This is a genomic window from Streptomyces sp. SCSIO ZS0520 (assembly GCF_025643355.1).
GTDB lineage: Bacteria > Actinomycetota > Actinomycetes > Streptomycetales > Streptomycetaceae > Streptomyces > Streptomyces physcomitrii.
Window position 1 is genome coordinate 2,071,581 of sequence record NZ_CP092644.1, and the last position, 16,762, is coordinate 2,088,342.

Below are 16,762 nucleotides of genomic sequence, written 5' to 3' on the forward strand. Positions count from 1 at the left end.
ACGCCAGAAGTTCTACCAAGCCCCACCGACAACGCCCCCCGGGGAGCCCGCCGTCGGCCCCGGGAGCCGCCCCGGAAGAACGGCCACCGGCCCGGGGCCGCCCCTAGAAGACCGATTCCGCCTCGTCCATCCGGTCCTTGGGGACCGTCTTCAGCTCGGTCACCGCGTCCGCCAGCGGGGCCATCACGATCTCGGTGCCGCGCAGCGCCGTCATCATGCCGAACTCGCCCCGGTGCGCGGCCTCCACGGCGTGCCAGCCGAAGCGGTTGGCGAGGACGCGGTCGTAGGCGGTGGGGGTGCCGCCGCGCTGGACGTGGCCGAGGATGACGGGCTTGGCCTCCTTACCGAGGCGGCGCTCCAGCTCGTAGGCGAGGGCGGTGCCGATGCCCTGGAAGCGCTCGTGGCCGAATTTGTCGATCTCGCCCTTGAGGTAGTCCATCGAGCCCTCGGCGGGGTGCGCGCCCTCGGCCACGCAGATCACGGCGAACTTCTTGCCGCGGGCGAAGCGCTCCTCGACCATGGCGACCAGGCTGGCCGGGTCGAAGGGCCGCTCGGGCAGGCAGATGCCGTGCGCGCCGCCCGCCATGCCGGACTCCAGGGCGATCCAGCCCGCGTGGCGGCCCATGACCTCGACGACCATCACGCGCTGGTGCGACTCGGCGGTGGTCTTGAGCCGGTCCATCGCCTCGGTGGCGACGCCGACCGCGGTGTCGAAGCCGAAGGTGCGGTCGGTGGCGGAGATGTCGTTGTCGATGGTCTTGGGGACGCCGACCACCGGAAGACCGCTGTCGCCGAGCATCCGGGCGGCGGTCAGGGTGCCCTCGCCGCCGATCGGGATCAGGGCGTCGATGCCGAACTCGACGGCCATGTCCGCGACGTTCTCGCAGGCCTCGGTCAGCCGGTTCCGCTCCAGGCGGGAGGAGCCGAGGATGGTGCCGCCGCGGGCCAGGATGCCGCTGACCGCGTTGAGGTCGAGGGGGCGGTAGCGGCCTTCGAGGAGCCCCGCGTAGCCGTCCTCGAAGCCGATGACCTCGTCGCCGTACTGGGCCACCGCCCGGTGCACGACGGACCGGATCACCGCGTTCAGACCAGGGCAGTCGCCGCCTGCCGTCAGTACGCCGATTCGCATCGTGCCGTGTCTCCCGCTCGCTCGTGGCCGGTTCGGTGGGGTGCCGCCGATTCTTTCACGCCGCGCGACGGGGCCCGCCGCCCCTGTGGACAACCGGAGTTTTCCACAGGCACGAACGCGGTTCGCCCCGGCGGCATACTCTCGCCGCGAGGCCCCCCGAGGGGCCCGTTCGGGACAGCGGCCCGGGCGTCGGCGGCGCGGTGCGCCGGGGCGCCGGACCGGGTCCCGACCGGGCCGCACCCACGGGCGCCGCACCAGGGCCCGCGGGTATCGTCGGGGAGGTCCGCCCGGGGTCGCGCAGACCCTGTCCGGGCCTCGGAGGTACCGGCAGGCGGCGGCAGGCCCACAGGAACGCAGGCTGAGACCGAGAACACCGAGGGGACGGAGAGCACGCGTGACACGCAGCGTGTACGTGACCGGGACGGACCGGGGCGACGGCCGCCAGGTCGTCGAGCTGGGCGTGATGGAACTGCTCACCCGGCAGGTCGACCGGGTGGGCGTCTTCCGGCCGCTGGTCCACGACGGCCCGGACCGCCTCTTCGAGCTGCTGCGCGCCCGGTACCGGCTCTCCCAGGACCCGGCGACCGTCTACGGGATGGACCAGCAGGACGCCGCGGCCCTCCAGGCCGAGAAGGGCACCGACGAACTCGTCTCGCAGCTCGTCGAGCGCTTCCACGCGGTCGCCCGCGCCTACGAGGTCGTCCTCGTCCTCGGCACCGACTTCGCGGACAGCCAGCTGCCCGACGAACTCGCCCTCAACGCCCGGCTCGCCAACGAGTTCGGCGCCCCGGTGGTGACCGTCGTCGGCGGCCGCGGCCAGAGCGCGGAGTCGGTGGAGGCGGAGGCCCGCAACGCCCACCGGGCCTACGCGGGCCTGGGCTGCGAGGTCCTCGCCCTGGTGGTGAACCGGGTGGAGCCCGCGCACCGGGACGCGGTCGAGCGCGCCCTCGGCTCGCACATGCCGGTGCCCTGCTATGTGCTGCCGGACGAGCCCGCGCTCGCCGCGCCCACCGTGCGGCAGATCTCCCAGGCCCTCGGCGGCACCGTCCTGCTCGGCGACGACGCGGGGCTCTCCCGGGACGCCCTCGACTTCGTCTTCGGCGGCGCCATGCTGCCGAACTTCCTGGCCGCGCTGACCCCGGGCTGCCTGGTGGTCACCCCCGGGGACCGCGCCGACCTGGTGGTGGGCTCCTTCGCCGCGCACAGCGCGGGCACCCCCTCCATCGCAGGCGTGGTGCTCACCCTCGGGGAGCGGCCGAGCCGGGAGGTGCTGACCCTCGCCGAGCGCCTGGCCCCCGGCACCGCGGTCATCTCGGTGCCCGGCAACAGCTTCCCCACCGCGGGTGAACTCTTCGCCCTGGAAGGCAAGTTGAACGCCGCCACGCCCCGCAAGGCGGAGACCGCGCTCGGCCTCTTCGAGCGGCATGTGGACACCGGGGCGCTCAGCGAGCGGGTCTCGGCGCCGCGCAGCGAGCGGGTCACCCCGATGATGTTCGAGCGGCAGCTCCTCGAACAGGCCCGCGCGGACAAGCGCCGGGTCGTGCTCCCGGAGGGCACCGAGGAGCGGGTACTGCGGGCCGCCGACGTCCTGCTGCGGCGCGGGGTCTGCGAGCTGACGCTGCTCGGTCCCGTCGAGCAGATCCGCAAGAAGGCCGCCGACCTCGGCGTGGACCTGACCGGCGCCGAGCTGACCGACCCGGCCGCCTCCCCGCTGCGGCAGCGCTTCGCGGAGCGGTATGCCCAGCTGCGGGCGCACAAGGGCGTGAGCGTGGAGCTGGCGCACGACGTCGTCGCGGACGTCAACTACTTCGGCACCCTGATGGTGCAGGAGGGCCTCGCGGACGGCATGGTCTCCGGCTCGGTGCACTCCACGGCCGCGACCATCCGGCCCGCCTTCGAGATCATCAAGACCAAGCCGGACACCGCGATCGTCTCCTCGGTCTTCTTCATGTGCCTCGCCGACAAGGTCCTCGTCTACGGGGACTGCGCGGTCAACCCGGACCCGGGCGCCGAGCAGCTCGCGGACATCGCGGTCCAGTCCGCCGACACCGCGCGGCAGTTCGGCGTGGAGCCGCGGGTGGCGATGCTCTCGTACTCCACCGGCAGTTCGGGCTCCGGCGCCGATGTCGACAAGGTGCGCACCGCCACCGAGCTGCTGCGCTCGCGGCGCCCCGACCTGAAGACGGAGGGGCCGATCCAGTACGACGCGGCGGTGGAGCCGAGCGTCGCGGCGACCAAGCTGCCCGGCTCCGAGGTGGCGGGGCAGGCGAGCGTGCTGATCTTCCCCGACCTGAACACCGGCAACAACACCTACAAGGCGGTGCAGCGTTCGGCGGGCGCGGTGGCGGTGGGGCCGGTGCTCCAGGGGCTGCGCAAGCCGGTGAACGACCTCTCGCGCGGCGCCCTCGTCCAGGACATCGTCAACACGGTCGCCATCACGGCGATCCAGGCCCAGTGAGCGGTCGGCGGACCACCGCCGGCCAGGAAGGCAGTACCCCCGTGACGGCAGCGGCCTCCCGCGTCCTCGTCCTCAACTCCGGCTCCTCGTCGGTCAAATACCAGCTGCTCGACATGCGCACCCTCCAGCGCCTGGCCACCGGCCTGGTCGAGCGCATCGGCGAGGAGGGCGCGCGCCTGGTGCACACGCCCCTGACCGGCGGCGCCGAGCGCGAGCGCACCGGGGAGTTCGCCGACCACGCGGCGGCGCTGCGGGCCGTCGCCGAGGAGCTGTCGGCGGACGGGCTCGGGCTCGACTCCCCCGAGCTGGCCGCCATCGGGCACCGGGTGGTGCACGGCGGTCTCTCCTTCACCGAGCCGACGGTGGTCGACGAGGAGGTGCTCGCCGAGATCGAGCGCCTGGCCCCGCTCGCCCCGCTGCACAACCCGGCCAACCTCCTCGGCATCCGCACCGCGCGCCAGATGCGCCCCGACCTGCCGCAGGTCGCGGTCTTCGACACCGCCTTCCACACCACGATGCCGGAGTACGCGGCCCGCTACGCCCTGGACGCGAAGACCGCCGACGCGCACCGGATCCGCCGCTACGGCTTCCACGGCACCTCGCACGCCTTCGTCAGCCGGGCGGCCGCCGCCCTCCTCGGCAAGGACCTCGGCGAGACCAACCTGATCGTCCTGCACCTGGGCAACGGCGCCTCCGCCTCGGCGGTGCGCGGCGGCAGCTGCGTGGACACCTCGATGGGGCTGACCCCCTTGGAGGGGCTGGTGATGGGTACCCGCTCCGGGGACATCGACCCGGCGGTGATCTTCCATCTGATGCGCAACGCCGGCATGGACGCCGGGGAGGTCGACGACCTGCTCAACAAGCGGAGCGGCCTGATCGGGCTGTGCGGCGCCAATGACATGCGGGAGATCCAGCGCCGGATCGAGGAGGGCGACGCGGCGGCCCGGCTGGCCTTCGAGATCTATGTGCACCGGCTGAAGAAGTACCTCGGCGCGTACTACGCGGTGCTCGGCCGGGTGGACGCGGTGGTCTTCACGGCGGGTGTCGGCGAGAACGCGGCGCCGGTGCGCGAGGCTGCCCTCAGCGGCCTGGAGGGCCTCGGCCTGGAGGTCGACGCCGAGCTGAACGCCGTACGGTCGAAGGAGCCCCGGCTGATCTCGCCCGCCGGAGCGCGGGTCGCGGTCGCCGTGGTGCCGACCGACGAGGAACTGGAGATCGCGCATCAGACGTACGCACTGGTCAGCGCCGAGTGAGCGGGGCGGCGAGCCCGGTGGTCCGGCGGCCGGGACCGGGGGACGCCCGGTGGCCGCTCCGTGAATATTCCGCTTCGAAACAAACCCGATAGGATCCGCACCATGCGCCGTTCCAAAATCGTCTGCACGCTGGGTCCCGCCGTCGACTCCTACGAGCAGCTCAAGACGCTCCTCGACGCCGGGATGAACGTGGCCCGTTTCAACATGAGCCACGGCACCCACTCCGACCACGAGGCCCGTTACCACCGTCTGCGGCAGGCAGCCCAGGACTCCGGCCGCGCGGTCGGCGTGCTCGCCGACCTCCAGGGCCCGAAGATCCGCCTGGAGACCTTCGCCGAGGGGCCGGTGGAGCTGGTCCGCGGGGACGAGTTCACCATCACCACCGAGGACGTGCCCGGCGACAAGTCGATCTGCGGCACCACCTACAAGGGCCTGCCCGGCGATGTCTCCAAGGGCGACACCGTCCTGATCAACGACGGCAACGTCGAGCTGAAGGTGACCGGCGTGGAGGGCCCCCGGGTCACCACGATCGTCATCGAGGGCGGCGTCATCTCCGACCACAAGGGCATCAACCTGCCCGGCGCGGCGGTCAACGTCCCCGCGCTCTCGGAGAAGGACATCGACGATCTGCGCTTCGCGCTGCGGATGGGCTGCGACCTGGTGGCGCTCTCCTTCGTGCGGGACGCCGACGACGTCAAGGACGTCCACAAGATCATGGACGAGGAGGGCCGCCGGGTCCCCGTCATCGCCAAGGTGGAGAAGCCGCAGGCGGTGGCGAACATGGAGTCCGTGGTGATGGCCTTCGACGGGGTGATGGTGGCGCGCGGCGACCTGGCCGTGGAGTACCCGCTCGAAAAGGTCCCGATGGTGCAGAAGCGCCTCATCGAGCTGTGCCGCCGCAACGCCAAGCCGGTGATCGTGGCGACCCAGATGATGGAGTCGATGATCACCAACTCCCGTCCCACCCGCGCCGAGGCGAGCGATGTCGCCAACGCGATCCTGGACGGCGCCGACGCGGTGATGCTCTCCGCCGAGTCGAGCGTGGGCGCCTATCCGATCGAGACCGTGAAGACGATGTCGAAGATCGTCACGGCGGCCGAGGAGGAGCTGCTCTCCAAGGGCCTCCAGCCGCTGGTGCCGGGCAAGAAGCCGCGTACCCAGGGCGGTTCGGTGGCCCGCGCGGCCTGCGAGATCGCCGACTTCCTCGGCGGCAAGGGCCTGGTCGGCTTCACCAAGTCCGGCGACACCGCCCGCCGCCTGTCCCGCTACCGCGCCGCCCAGCCGATCCTCGCCTTCACCACCGAGGAGAGCACCCGCAACCAGCTGACGCTGAGCTGGGGCGTGGAGTCCTTCGTGGTGCCGTACGTGGAGACCACCGACGCCATGGTCGAGCTGGTCGACGCCGAGCTGGTGAAGCTGAACCGCTTCAACGGCGGCGACACGGTGGTCATGACCGCGGGCTCGCCCCCCGGTGTCCCGGGCACCACCAACATGGTCCTGGTGCACCACCTCGGCAGCTCCCGCTAGCAGCAGACCGGAAGCCTTGGCCGGGGCACAACTGCCGCCCCCGCCAAGGCTGCTGGCCCGCTCGGTCCGTGCGGTCGGGCCCGTTCGTCGAACCCGTACGCCGGGCCCGTACGGTCCGTTCTGCGTTCAGTCCTTGCGTTCCAGGCGCGCGCAGGTGGTGCGGTAGCCCTCGCCGTGCTCCACATAGCAGTAGTCCAGCGTCGTCGGGCCCACCAGCTTGAAGGTGTAGGTGCCCTCCTCGTCGGCGCCGGACATCACCCGGGCGTCCGGGGAGAAGCCGCCGACCAGTTCGTCCTGCTCCTCGCCCTCGGGCGTGGACCAGCGCATCAGCCCCTTGAAGGTGCGGCCCCGCTGCTCGACGACCACCAGGGTGGCCCGGCCCTGGCGGTAGCCGTCGTTGCTCGCGATCCGCTCGCGGTGCCCGGTCCACGTACCCACCAGGAGGACGTCCTCGTCCGGTGGGGGCGGGGGCGGGGCGGCGGAGGCCACCGGGCCCGCGGCGAGCAGCGCGGCCGCCGCGCCGCCCACCGCCGCGCTCTTCAGCAGAAACCTCAGCACAGACATGCCTGTCCTCTCAGCGTCGGTACGCGGGCGTGCCCGGAAGGGGGCGCCGCGGGGGAACCACCGGGAGCGGATCCGTGACTGCCGGGAAGCCCTCCCTGACACGGGAGTACCGCAGCGGCAGGGCGGCCGCACTCCGGGGCCGGACCGCCGGGGCCAGCCGGGTCAGGAAACCCCCGGGACGGCAGCGCCGGGCCGGGGCCGGGGCCCGGGCGGACAGAGCCGTGGCCCGCACCCCTTGTGCGGGGGTGCGGGCCACGGCCTTGTTGCGGCTCCCGGACCGGTCCTGGGGCAGCTGATCGAGCTGCGTCGGCGGGTCAGTCGGTGATGTAGGTGTGCAGCCCGGGGACGGTGAGGTCCCCGCCGAACTGCCCGGCCTGGATGACCTTCACGTTGGTGAAGATGGCGAGCGGCACGTTGATGGGCGGCGGGTGCTCCGGATCGAAGGTGATCGGGATGAGCCCGAACAGATTGCCCTTGAGCTGCTCGGTGTACATCGTCGTGGTGCCGTTGCGGATGGTGGACGTCGAGCCCTTGGAGGCCTGGACGTGGATCGTCTTGCCGGTCTTCGGGTCGATCACCGTCTGGTGCAGGTCACCGATGTCGGTGCCGCTGTCGACGGTGAACTTCAGGGCCTGCTTGACCTTGCCGTTGGCCTGCTTGACGTTGACGACACCCTTGTAGTCGAGGCCCTTGAGGGTGAGCGAACTCGCCTCCAGGAACCACGGCTGGTTCGGCAGCTGCACCGGCGTCTGCTCGTCGTCGCCCGCGACCTTCTTCTCCACCGGGCACGGGAACGGCTTCTTGCCGTTCTCGTCCGGGGCCATCGGGTCCTCGGCACTCGGCGAGGGCTTGGCGGCGTCCCCGGCCTTCTCGGCCTTGTCCGCGGATCCGTCGACCGCGTCCTCGGCCTCGTCGGCGGTGTCCTTCGCCTTCCCGGCAGCCTTGTCCTCGGCCTCGTCCAGGGCCTTCTGGGCCTTGGCCGCGGCCTTCTTCTTCGCCTTGGCGTCCGCGAGCGCCTTCTTGGCGGCCTCGACGGCCTCCTTGTCGGCGCCCTCGGGCACCTCCTCGGACGGCTGGTCGGAGGGTTCGGTGCCCTCCTCCTCGTCGGGCGTGAAGAGGTCCTTCAGCGCCTTGCCGAGGCCCAGCGGGTCCCAGGGGTTGAAGTCGTCGCCCGAGTCCTCGGACGGGCTCGGCTCCGGAGCGGGCTCCGCGCCGTCGGCGGGCTCGGTGGCCTTCTTGACGAGCTTCTCGGCCTTGTCGGCAGCCTTCTCGGCCACCTCCTTGGCCTTCTTCGCGGCGGCCTTGAGGTCCTTCAGCGGGTCCTCGGCGCCACCGGCCTCGCCGGACTCGTCCGGCTTCGGCTCGGCGGACTCGCCCTTGCCGTTCTCGGCCTTGTCCTTCTCGGCCTTCCCGGCGTCCTTGGACTCGCCCTTGCCGGTCTTGGCGCCCTCGTCGTCCTTGGGTGCCTCGTCCGGCTGCGTGACGCAGGGGCCGTCCTGGAAGGGGTTCTTGGGCTGCGGCTTGGCCTGCGCGAGCGTCGGTGTCAGGCCCATGCCCATGAGGACAGCGGTCGGCATGGCGGCGAGCGCCATGGCCTTGCCGGCGGGTACATGAAACCGGTTGAACAACGGCTTCTTGGGCGCTGCATGCCGCGGCCCGGATCTGGCACGGGACCCTCCCGCAGGGTCCTCGCGCACCTCGTCAGCCGGCACGGTGCCTCCCGTTCGTCCCGTTCGTCGGGCTCGTTCCTGACAGGTCGCTCGCCTCGCCCGCTTCCCCGGCCGCCCCCGCGGCCGCCGGCTGCGAACCCTCGACGGTCCGCTTCGCGGCACCCTTCACCGGCTTCTCCTCCGCCCAGGAGACGCCCAGGGCGCCGCCGATGAGGGCGAGCAGGAAGCCGATGACGAAGCCGCCGAAGTTGGAGACGACCAGCGAGACCAGCGCGAGCAGAATCGCGGCGACTCCGGCGAACACCCGCGAGTGCCGCTGGAACCACATGGTCAGGCCGAGCACGACGAGCAGCACGCCGATGATCAAGGATCCGGCACCTGCGGTGGTCGCCATGCGAATGGTCATTGTGCCGAGCGTGAGGTTCGCGTACGGGAAGTACATGATCGGCAGACCGCCGAGAATCGTCAGCAGACCGGCCCAGAAGGGCCGTTGGCCGCGCCAGTTCCTGAACGACCGGCGCCACTCGCCGAACCTGCCGACCTTGCTTCCCCCGCCCAACCCTGCCTGCGCTTCGGCGCTCATGTCGTACTCCTCGGGTATGGCGTCTGAATCTCAGATGGATGCGGTGACGGGCACGGGGACGGCTCGGAGAACTCCTCGCGTCCCCGCGCCCGGCATTAACGCATCGGGTGCTTGCTCAGCGCTCACGCGCTCAGTAGCACTCGTGCTTGCCCTTCTGGACCTTCATGCCAAGGCCGGAGAGCTTGAACGTGCCCGCCGTGGTCGCCCACGCGCGCTGCTTGACGTCCGTGAACCGCACCGACTCGGCCTGCTGCGAGAACGAGTCCGGGGCGTACTTGTCGCCCTTCGAGGGGCCGGGGCCCTTCGTGGTGCTGTCGATCGACGTACCGATGTCGATGTTGGTGAACGTCGCGTTCGCCTGCAGGTCATCGGCGTCGATGTAGAGCTTCTTCGCCTCGACCTTGGGGCCGCCGGGCTTACCGGCGGACAGGGTCATCGACACATCGCCGAACACCGGGACGGGCACGACGACGGACTGGCAGAGGTTGGTGATCTCGGCCGAGTCCATACCGACGACGGCGACCGGGTGCTGACCCGACTTGCCGCTGTCGAGCGCTCCGTACTGGACGAAGCCCTTACCGTCAAGCTGGTCGGCAGTCACCTTGAACTGCTGACCGGACACACTGAACGATGCCGCGAGCGCACCCTGCGAGAGGGCGACACCTATCGCGGCAGTAGCCGCGACGCTCGGCACCATGACTACGGCGAACCGCTTCCATCTGGTTCCGCCACGAGCCAGGGACTCCATGACTTTCCTCCTTCTCGGACGTACATCTCCGGCCCTGACTTGCTCCCCGAAGGGCGGCTCAAGCCGGGCAGGGATGGGAGAAGTGCTACGTCCTCGGGAAGGAGAGCGCCCGCTTCGGAGGCGCTGGAGCGTTCCGAACCACGGCGATCACCCCCGAGCGACAACCACCGGCCACGCCTTCGCGCAACCTCTCTCGGACAGGCCCCGCCGGACGGCAGAGACCCCCCTGTCCTGACCGACGCCACTGCCATCGGCCACTCGGTGGGGACCCACTGTGGTCCTCGCTCCCAACTGGCTTGCGGGCAACGAGGTAATGGACCGAGCTTGGCCGATCGTGGTGCATCTTCGGCCCCCGCACAAGGGGTCTCGTTACCCACTGGTAACGGCTGGATAACCCGCCCGCGACTCCACGAGGCATGATCGCAACGCTGGGTGTTACTGAGGAGTCCTTGACATACGGACATGAGAGGACATGAACGGACTTAACACCGCGCTTTGTTGACCACATGTAACGGCGGCCGCGGATTACCAAGTTTTGGTAAAGCGCGACCGCCGTGACTCTGCGTCGACAAATCTTCACGCCCACCCCACGGGGGGCGTGGTTTAGCAACAGGTCAGAAGAGGACCCGCGCGAGCGCGGTGCGCGCCGCGGAGACCCGGGGATCGTCCGCCCCGACGACCTCGAAGAGTTCGAGCAGCCTCAGGCGTACCGCGTTGCGGTCCTCGCCCGCGGTCCTGCGGACGGTCTCGATGAGCCTGCCGAAGGCGTCCTCGACATGGCCGCCGACCAGATCCAGGTCCGCGGCGGCGATCTGCGCCTCGTGGTCCGCGGGATTCTCGGCGGCCTTCTGCCGCACCTGCTGGGCGTCAACTCCCTGGACCCGCTGGAGGAGTTCGGCCTGCGCGAGGCCGAGCTTGGCCTCGGTGTTGGCCGGGTCCTCGGCGAGCACCGACTGGTAGGCGCCCACCGCGGAGGCGTAGTCCCCGGCGTCCAGCGCCTGGACCGCCGCCCCGAGCGCCGCGTCGTGCGGGCCCTGCGGGGGCTCCGGGTGCTCGGCGGGCTCCGGCGCGCCCTCGGTCACCGTCACCCCGGTGAGCCCGAAGCGCTCCTCGGCGACCTGGACGAGCTGGTCCAGGGTCTGGCGGATCTGGGCCTCCGGGGCGGCACCCTGGAACAGGGGCAGCGCCTGGCCCGCGACGACCGCGAAGACGGCGGGGATGCCCTGGACGCCGAACTGCTGCATCAGCATCTGGTTGGCGTCGACGTCGACCTTCGCGAGGACGAAGCGGCCGTTGTACTCGGCGGCGAGTCGTTCGAGGAGCGGGCTGAGCTGCTTGCAGGGTTCGCACCACTCGGCCCAGAAGTCGATGACGACGGGGACCTCGGTGGAACGCTGCAGTACGTCGCGTTCGAAGCCGGCTTCGTCGACGTCGGCGACCAGGGCCGAGGGCGCGACGGCCCCGCCGCCGCCCTGGCTCGCGGCTTGCGCCCGCGCCTGCTCCGCCTTGGTCTTGGCCTCCTGGGCCGCCTTCACCGCGGCGAGGTCGACGACTCCGCTCATGGACATGTTCCGTGGCTGCATGAGTACATCCTCCCCCTTCCGCGCGCGACTGTGGAAAACCACCGGTTTTTGGTCAGCCGATGTACTGGTTCCGGCCGCCGAAGAGGGACTTCCCGCGCCGGGGGCGGCCGCTTCGCGCGTCGTCGCGCGGGCCGCGTGTCACCCGCCCCGCCGTCCGGGGGCCGCCGCCGGATGCGGGGCCCCGCAGGGACGGCCCGGAGCGGGCCGGTGATGAAGTGATGAAGTTCTGTGCGGCCCGGGTCCCCACCCAAGCCTGTGGTTGTCGCTCGCGCCGTCCGGGAGGGAGGACCTCACCTTTCTAACGCTACGGGTCGTAGCGTAACTTGCCCGGCCCGGCGGTGCCGGGCGAACGCGGGTGATCTCGCTCACGGCGCCCGGTGCTACCGCCGATATGGTCACGGCATGCACAGCCGCACCCCGGGTGCCGCGCGCACGGGACGTCCGCGCAGCACCGCCGCCGATGCCGCCATCCTGGAGGCGACCAGGGACGCCCTGGTCGAGCAGGGCTGGTCCAAGCTCTCCATGGGCGACATCGCCACCCGCGCCGGGGTCGCCAAGACCACCCTGTACCGCCGGTGGCCCAGCAAGAACGAACTCGTCGTGGACACCGTGGCCGCCCTCTTCGACGAGCTGGAGGTGCCCGACTCCGGCACCCTCGCCGGGGACGTGGAGGGCGTGGTGCTCCAGTTCGCCGCACTCCTGGACCGGCCCGAGACCAGGACGGCCCTGATGGCGGTGGTGGCCGAGTCCACCCGCGACGAGCCGCTGCGCGACCGCATCCGCAGCTCGATCGTGGACCGGCAGAAGCGCCTGGTGCTCCAGGGCCGCGCGCTCGCGCAGCAGCGCGGCGAACTCCCCGTCGAGGAGGACGAGCAGGCCGCCTCCGCGACCGCGGACCTGATCTTCGACGTGGTGGCCGGCGCGGTGGTGCACCGCACCCTGGTCAGCGCCGAACCCATCGACGCCGCCTGGGCCCGGCGCCTGACCACCCTGCTGCTCGGCGGCCTCGCCGCGACCATCCAGGAGCGGTCGGCCCCGTAGGCGGCCGTACCGCAAAAGGCGGGGCGGGCGGCTGCCTTCCGGCCGCCGCCCGCCCCTGTCACCCGTCACCCGTCGCGGGCGCCCGGCGCTGCCGCCCGGCTCCGCGTCCCGCCGCCGCGGGCGCCGTTCAGAACCCGGCGGGCTCCGTGTACACGCCCCACTCCTCGCGGAGCGCGTCGCAGATCTCGCCGAGGGTGGCCTCGGCGCGTACCGCCTCCAGCATCGGGGCGATCATGTTGGAGCCGTCCCGGGCGGCCGTGAGCATCGCCTCGATGGCCGCCCGCACCCGGGCCTCCTCGCGGCCCTTCCTGCGCTCGGCGAGGGTGCGCACCTGCTCGCGCTCCACCTCGTGGCTGACCCGCAGGATCTCCAGGTCGCCGGTGACCGAGCCGTGGGCGACGTTGACGCCGACCACGCGCTTGTCGCCCTTCTCCAGGGCGCGCTGGTACTGGAAGGCGGACTCGGCGATCTCGCCGGTGAACCAGCCGTCCTCGATGCCGCGCAGGATGCCGGAGGTGATCGGCCCGATCGGGTGCTTGCCGTCCGGGTGGGCGCGCAGCCCGCGCTCCTTGATCTGGTCGAAGATCTTCTCGGCGTCGGCCTCGATGCGGTCGGTGAGCTGCTCGATGTACCAGGAACCGCCCAGCGGGTCCGCGACGTTGGCGACCCCGGTCTCCTCCATCAGCACCTGCTGGGTGCGCAGCGCGATCTCGGCGGCCTGCTCGCTGGGCAGCGCGAGGGTCTCGTCCAGGGCGTTGGTGTGCAGCGAGTTGGTGCCGCCGAGCACCGCCGCGAGCGCCTCCACCGCGGTGCGCACGACGTTGTTGTACGGCTGCTGCGCGGTCAGCGAGACCCCGGCGGTCTGGGTGTGGAAGCGCAGCCACTGCGCCTTGTCGGTCTTGGCGCCGTAGACCTCCTTCATCCAGCGGGCCCAGATGCGGCGGGCCGCGCGGAACTTGGCGATCTCCTCGAAGAAGTCGACATGGGCGTCGAAGAAGAAGGAGAGGCCGGGGGCGAAGACGTCCACGTCCAGGCCGCGGGAGAGGCCGAGTTCGACGTAGCCGAAGCCGTCGGCGAGCGTGTACGCCAGCTCCTGGGCGGCCGTGGCCCCGGCCTCGCGGATGTGGTAGCCGGAGACCGAGAGCGGCTTGTAGGCGGGGATCTTCTCGGCGCAGTGCTCCATCAGGTCGCCGATCAGGCGCAGATGGGGCTCGGGCTGGAAGAGCCACTCCTTCTGCGCGATGTACTCCTTGAAGATGTCCGTCTGCAGGGTGCCGTTGAGGACGCCGGGGTCGATGCCCTGGCGTTCGGCGGCGACCAGGTACATGCAGAAGACCGGGACGGCCGGACCGCTGATGGTCATCGAGGTGGTGACGTCACCGAGCGGGATGTCCTTGAAGAGGACCTCCATGTCGGCGGCCGAGTCGATGGCCACCCCGCAGTGGCCGACCTCGCCGAGGGCGCGCCCGTCGTCGGAGTCGCGGCCCATCAGCGTGGGCATGTCGAAGGCGACGCTGAGGCCGCCGCCGCCCGCCTCCAGGATCATCTTGTAGCGCTCGTTGGTCTGCTCGGCGTTGCCGAAGCCCGCGAACTGGCGGATGGTCCAGGTGCGGCCGCGGTAGCCGGTCGGGTAGAGGCCGCGGGTGAAGGGGTACTCGCCGGGCCAGCCGATGCGCTCGAAGCCCTGGTAGCTGTCGCCCTCCCGGGGGCCGTAGGCGGGCTCCACCTCATCGCCGGAGAGCGTGCTGAAGTCGGCGTCCCGCTTCTTGGCGGAGTCGTAGCGGGCCTGCCAGCGTCGGCGGCCGTCCTGAATGGCGTCTGCGTCCATGCTTCAAATTTACTAGGACGTCCTAGTAAATGTCGATGGCTCACGGGTGCGACATGGCCGGGAAGACCCCCGAGGGGCAGATCCACACGTACGGAGGAGGCGCCTCCGAGGTCGGCGGATCACGGAGCGTGAGCGGGAGGGCGGGCGGCTTCCCGCAGCGGGCGCGCGTCGCGGCCGACCGGAAGAGGGCCGGCCGCGGAGGCGGGGTCCTAGACCTGTGCGGGCGTCGTCGCGCCCTCGGCGAGCTTCGGCTCCAGCTCGGCGCTGATCCGGCGCTCGACGAAGAAGGCCGCGGTCGGGACGGTGCCCGCGAGGAGCACCCACAGCTGCTTGCCGACCGGCCACTTCGCCTTGGAGCCCAGGTCGAAGGCGAAGACCAGGTAGAGGACGTAGAGCCAGCCGTGCGCGATGCCGACGACGCGGGTGAAGTCCGCGGCGCCGTCCATGTCGAGCAGGTACTTGGCGACGACGCCGAGGGTCAGCAGAACAAGCAGCACACCGGTGACGTAGGCCATCACGCGGTAGCGGGTCAGCACGCTCTTCTTCATGCCTACGAGACTAACCGGGGCGCGCGGGGCCCCGGCACGGCCCCCGGCCCCGGGGCGGGTGGCCTTCGTCTCGCCCGGCCGGGACCGCTCAGCCCTCCTCGAAGTCCCCGGCCGCGACCCGCAGCGGGCGCAGCAGGGCGAAGACCTCCGCGCACTCCTCCTCGTCGTAGGCGCCGAGACCGAAGTCCATCGCCATCAGGTCGCGGGTGGCCTCCTCGACGACCTCGTGGCCCTTGGGGGTGATGCTCGCCAGGGTGCCGCGGCCGTCGTTGGGGTTGGGCCGCTTGTCGACGAGGCCGGACCTCACCAGGCGGTCGACGGTGTTGGTGACCGAGGTCGGGTGGACCATGAGGCGCTCGCCGATCTTCGACATCGGCAGCTCCCCCGCCTTGGCGAAGGAGAGCAGGACCAGGGCCTCGTACCGGGCGAAGGTCAGTCCGTAGGGCTTGACCACCGCGTCGACCTCGGCGAGCAGGATCTGGTGGGCGCGCATGATCGAGGTGATCGCGCCCATCGAGGGCGCGGATCCCCAGCGGTCCCGCCAGAGCTCGTCGGCACGGGCGATCGGGTCGAAGGAGAGGCTGAGCGGTTTCGGCACGCCATGGACCTTAGCCGCCCGCCCGCGCCCGGATGAGGGGTGTCTCGTACTGCGGTACCGGCGGCCGGGAGCGGGGTGCGGCCGGTGTCGCGGCCCGTACGGATAAGTCTGTTATGTCACGATTGCCGCCCTGCTGCCGTCCTCGCCCGAGGGGTCCTGATGTCCCGGCTGATCCGCACCGCCGCCCTGCTCGCCGCCCTCGGTGTCCTCCCCCTGCTCGCGGGCTGCTCGGAGCTGACCGGGAAGGCCTCGGCGGAGCAGGGCCCGGACGGGCTCGGCGATCCGGACTCGCCGTTCTGGGTGGACCCGAAGAGCCCGGCCGCCGCCCAGCTGCGCCAGTGGCAGCGGGAGGGCCGCGGGAAGGACGCCGCGACCCTGCGCCGGATCGCCCGGCGGCCCGTCGCCCTGTGGCCCTCGGGCAAGGACGCGGGCGCCACCGTCCGGGCGGCCACCCGGGCGGCGGAGAAGGCGGACCGTACGGCGGTCTTCGTCGCGTACCACATCCCGCACCGCGACTGCGGGCAGCACTCGGCGGGCGGTGCCGAGGACGCCGCCGCCTACCAGCGCTGGATCTGGTCCTTCGCCGAGGGCATCGGGAACCGCCGGGCCCTGGTGGTCCTCGAACCCGACGCCGTGGGCCACAACGTCGACGGCTGCACCCCGCCGCAGTACCACCGGGAGCGCTACGAACTGCTCCGCGCCGCGATCGACCGGCTCAAGCAGCAGCCGCGCACCCAGGTCTACCTGGACGCGGGCAACCCGGGCTGGCTGAAGGACCCGGCCCGGCTCGCCGGGCCGCTGCGCAGCGCCGGGATCGGCCGCGCCGACGGCTTCGCGCTGAACGTCGCCAACTTCCAGAGCGTCGCCGTCAACCGGGAGTACGGCCACCGGCTCTCCCGGATGCTCGGCGGCAAGCACTTCGTGATCGACACCAGCCGCAACGGCCTCGGGCCGCTGACCGGCAACCGCCGCGAGGGCTGGTGCAATCCGCCGGGCCGCGCCCTCGGCAGGCCGCCGACGACGGCCACCGGGGACGCGCTGGTCGACGCCTATCTGTGGATCAAGCGGCCCGGCGAGTCCGACGGCGCCTGCCGCGGCGGACCGGCCGCCGGGACCTGGTGGCCGGACTACGCCCTGGGACTCGCGCGGCGCGCGGCCTGAACGCCGGGCAGGGGACGGGCGGTTCACGGCGGAGTACGTGGCGGTTCGCGGCGGTTCGCGGCGAGGTACGG

14 protein-coding genes are annotated in these 16,762 nt (G+C 71.6%); 5 read left to right on the forward strand and 9 right to left on the reverse strand.

The window, feature by feature from the left end; all coding sequences use genetic code 11:
* Nucleotides 1-103 precede the first annotated feature (103 nt).
* Nucleotides 104-1,129, reverse strand: a complete 1,026-nt coding sequence (locus MID12_RS07415) for an ATP-dependent 6-phosphofructokinase (RefSeq protein WP_040248167.1) — start codon at nucleotides 1,127-1,129, stop codon at nucleotides 104-106.
* A gap of 394 nt (nucleotides 1,130-1,523) precedes the next feature.
* Here MID12_RS07415 and pta point away from each other — a divergent pair, with 394 nt between their 5' ends.
* From pta to pyk, 3 genes are all read left to right on the forward strand, one after another.
* Complete coding sequence (gene pta, locus MID12_RS07420) at nucleotides 1,524-3,587, forward strand: phosphate acetyltransferase (protein WP_263165543.1); 2,064 nt, start codon at nucleotides 1,524-1,526, stop codon at nucleotides 3,585-3,587.
* A 41-nt stretch (nucleotides 3,588-3,628) separates the two neighbouring features.
* Nucleotides 3,629-4,840, forward strand: coding sequence for an acetate kinase (locus MID12_RS07425; protein WP_317633364.1), 1,212 nt, complete (start codon nucleotides 3,629-3,631; stop codon nucleotides 4,838-4,840).
* Nucleotides 4,841-4,942: 102 nt separating this feature from the next.
* The gene (gene pyk / locus MID12_RS07430) at nucleotides 4,943-6,367 is read left to right on the forward strand and encodes a pyruvate kinase (protein WP_040248180.1); all 1,425 of its coding nucleotides are present in this window, start codon (nucleotides 4,943-4,945) and stop codon (nucleotides 6,365-6,367) included.
* Nucleotides 6,368-6,493: 126 nt separating this feature from the next.
* Here the strand turns inward: pyk and MID12_RS07435 are convergent, their stop codons facing one another.
* From MID12_RS07435 to MID12_RS07455, 5 genes are all read right to left on the reverse strand, one after another.
* Nucleotides 6,494-6,931 carry a hypothetical protein gene (locus MID12_RS07435; RefSeq protein WP_263165544.1) on the reverse strand — a complete coding sequence of 146 codons (438 nt, stop codon included), beginning with the start codon at nucleotides 6,929-6,931 and terminating at the stop codon, nucleotides 6,494-6,496.
* Between the two features lie 314 nt (nucleotides 6,932-7,245).
* Nucleotides 7,246-8,508, reverse strand: coding sequence for a hypothetical protein (locus MID12_RS07440; RefSeq protein ID WP_237282688.1), 1,263 nt, complete (start codon nucleotides 8,506-8,508; stop codon nucleotides 7,246-7,248).
* 124 nt (nucleotides 8,509-8,632) lie between these two features.
* Nucleotides 8,633-9,184 carry a DUF6114 domain-containing protein gene (locus tag MID12_RS07445; protein ID WP_040248187.1) on the reverse strand — a complete coding sequence of 184 codons (552 nt, stop codon included), beginning with the start codon at nucleotides 9,182-9,184 and terminating at the stop codon, nucleotides 8,633-8,635.
* Nucleotides 9,185-9,314: 130 nt separating this feature from the next.
* Complete coding sequence (locus MID12_RS07450; protein ID WP_040248189.1) at nucleotides 9,315-9,932, reverse strand: DUF6230 family protein; 618 nt, start codon at nucleotides 9,930-9,932, stop codon at nucleotides 9,315-9,317.
* Nucleotides 9,933-10,546: 614 nt separating this feature from the next.
* Nucleotides 10,547-11,515 carry a tetratricopeptide repeat protein gene (locus tag MID12_RS07455; RefSeq protein ID WP_263165545.1) on the reverse strand — a complete coding sequence of 323 codons (969 nt, stop codon included), beginning with the start codon at nucleotides 11,513-11,515 and terminating at the stop codon, nucleotides 10,547-10,549.
* Between the two features lie 402 nt (nucleotides 11,516-11,917).
* Here MID12_RS07455 and MID12_RS07460 point away from each other — a divergent pair, with 402 nt between their 5' ends.
* Nucleotides 11,918-12,556: a TetR/AcrR family transcriptional regulator gene (locus MID12_RS07460; protein WP_040248196.1), complete on the forward strand. Its 639-nt coding sequence runs from the start codon at nucleotides 11,918-11,920 to the stop codon at nucleotides 12,554-12,556.
* A gap of 127 nt (nucleotides 12,557-12,683) precedes the next feature.
* Here MID12_RS07460 and MID12_RS07465 read toward each other — a convergent pair whose 3' ends face one another.
* The 3 genes from MID12_RS07465 to MID12_RS07475 all read right to left on the reverse strand — a co-directional run bounded on the left by MID12_RS07465 (nucleotide 12,684) and on the right by MID12_RS07475 (nucleotide 15,530).
* Nucleotides 12,684-14,384, reverse strand: a complete 1,701-nt coding sequence (locus tag MID12_RS07465) for a methylmalonyl-CoA mutase (RefSeq protein ID WP_040248199.1) — start codon at nucleotides 14,382-14,384, stop codon at nucleotides 12,684-12,686.
* A gap of 209 nt (nucleotides 14,385-14,593) precedes the next feature.
* Entirely contained in the window at nucleotides 14,594-14,932 is a 339-nt protein-coding gene (locus tag MID12_RS07470; protein ID WP_040248202.1) for a DUF3817 domain-containing protein, read from the reverse strand.
* An 88-nt stretch (nucleotides 14,933-15,020) separates the two neighbouring features.
* The gene (locus MID12_RS07475; protein WP_040248204.1) at nucleotides 15,021-15,530 is read right to left on the reverse strand and encodes a MarR family winged helix-turn-helix transcriptional regulator; all 510 of its coding nucleotides are present in this window, start codon (nucleotides 15,528-15,530) and stop codon (nucleotides 15,021-15,023) included.
* A 159-nt stretch (nucleotides 15,531-15,689) separates the two neighbouring features.
* Here MID12_RS07475 and MID12_RS07480 point away from each other — a divergent pair, with 159 nt between their 5' ends.
* Entirely contained in the window at nucleotides 15,690-16,691 is a 1,002-nt protein-coding gene (locus tag MID12_RS07480) for a glycoside hydrolase family 6 protein (protein ID WP_263165548.1), read from the forward strand.
* The last annotated feature ends 71 nt before the right edge of the window (nucleotides 16,692-16,762 follow it).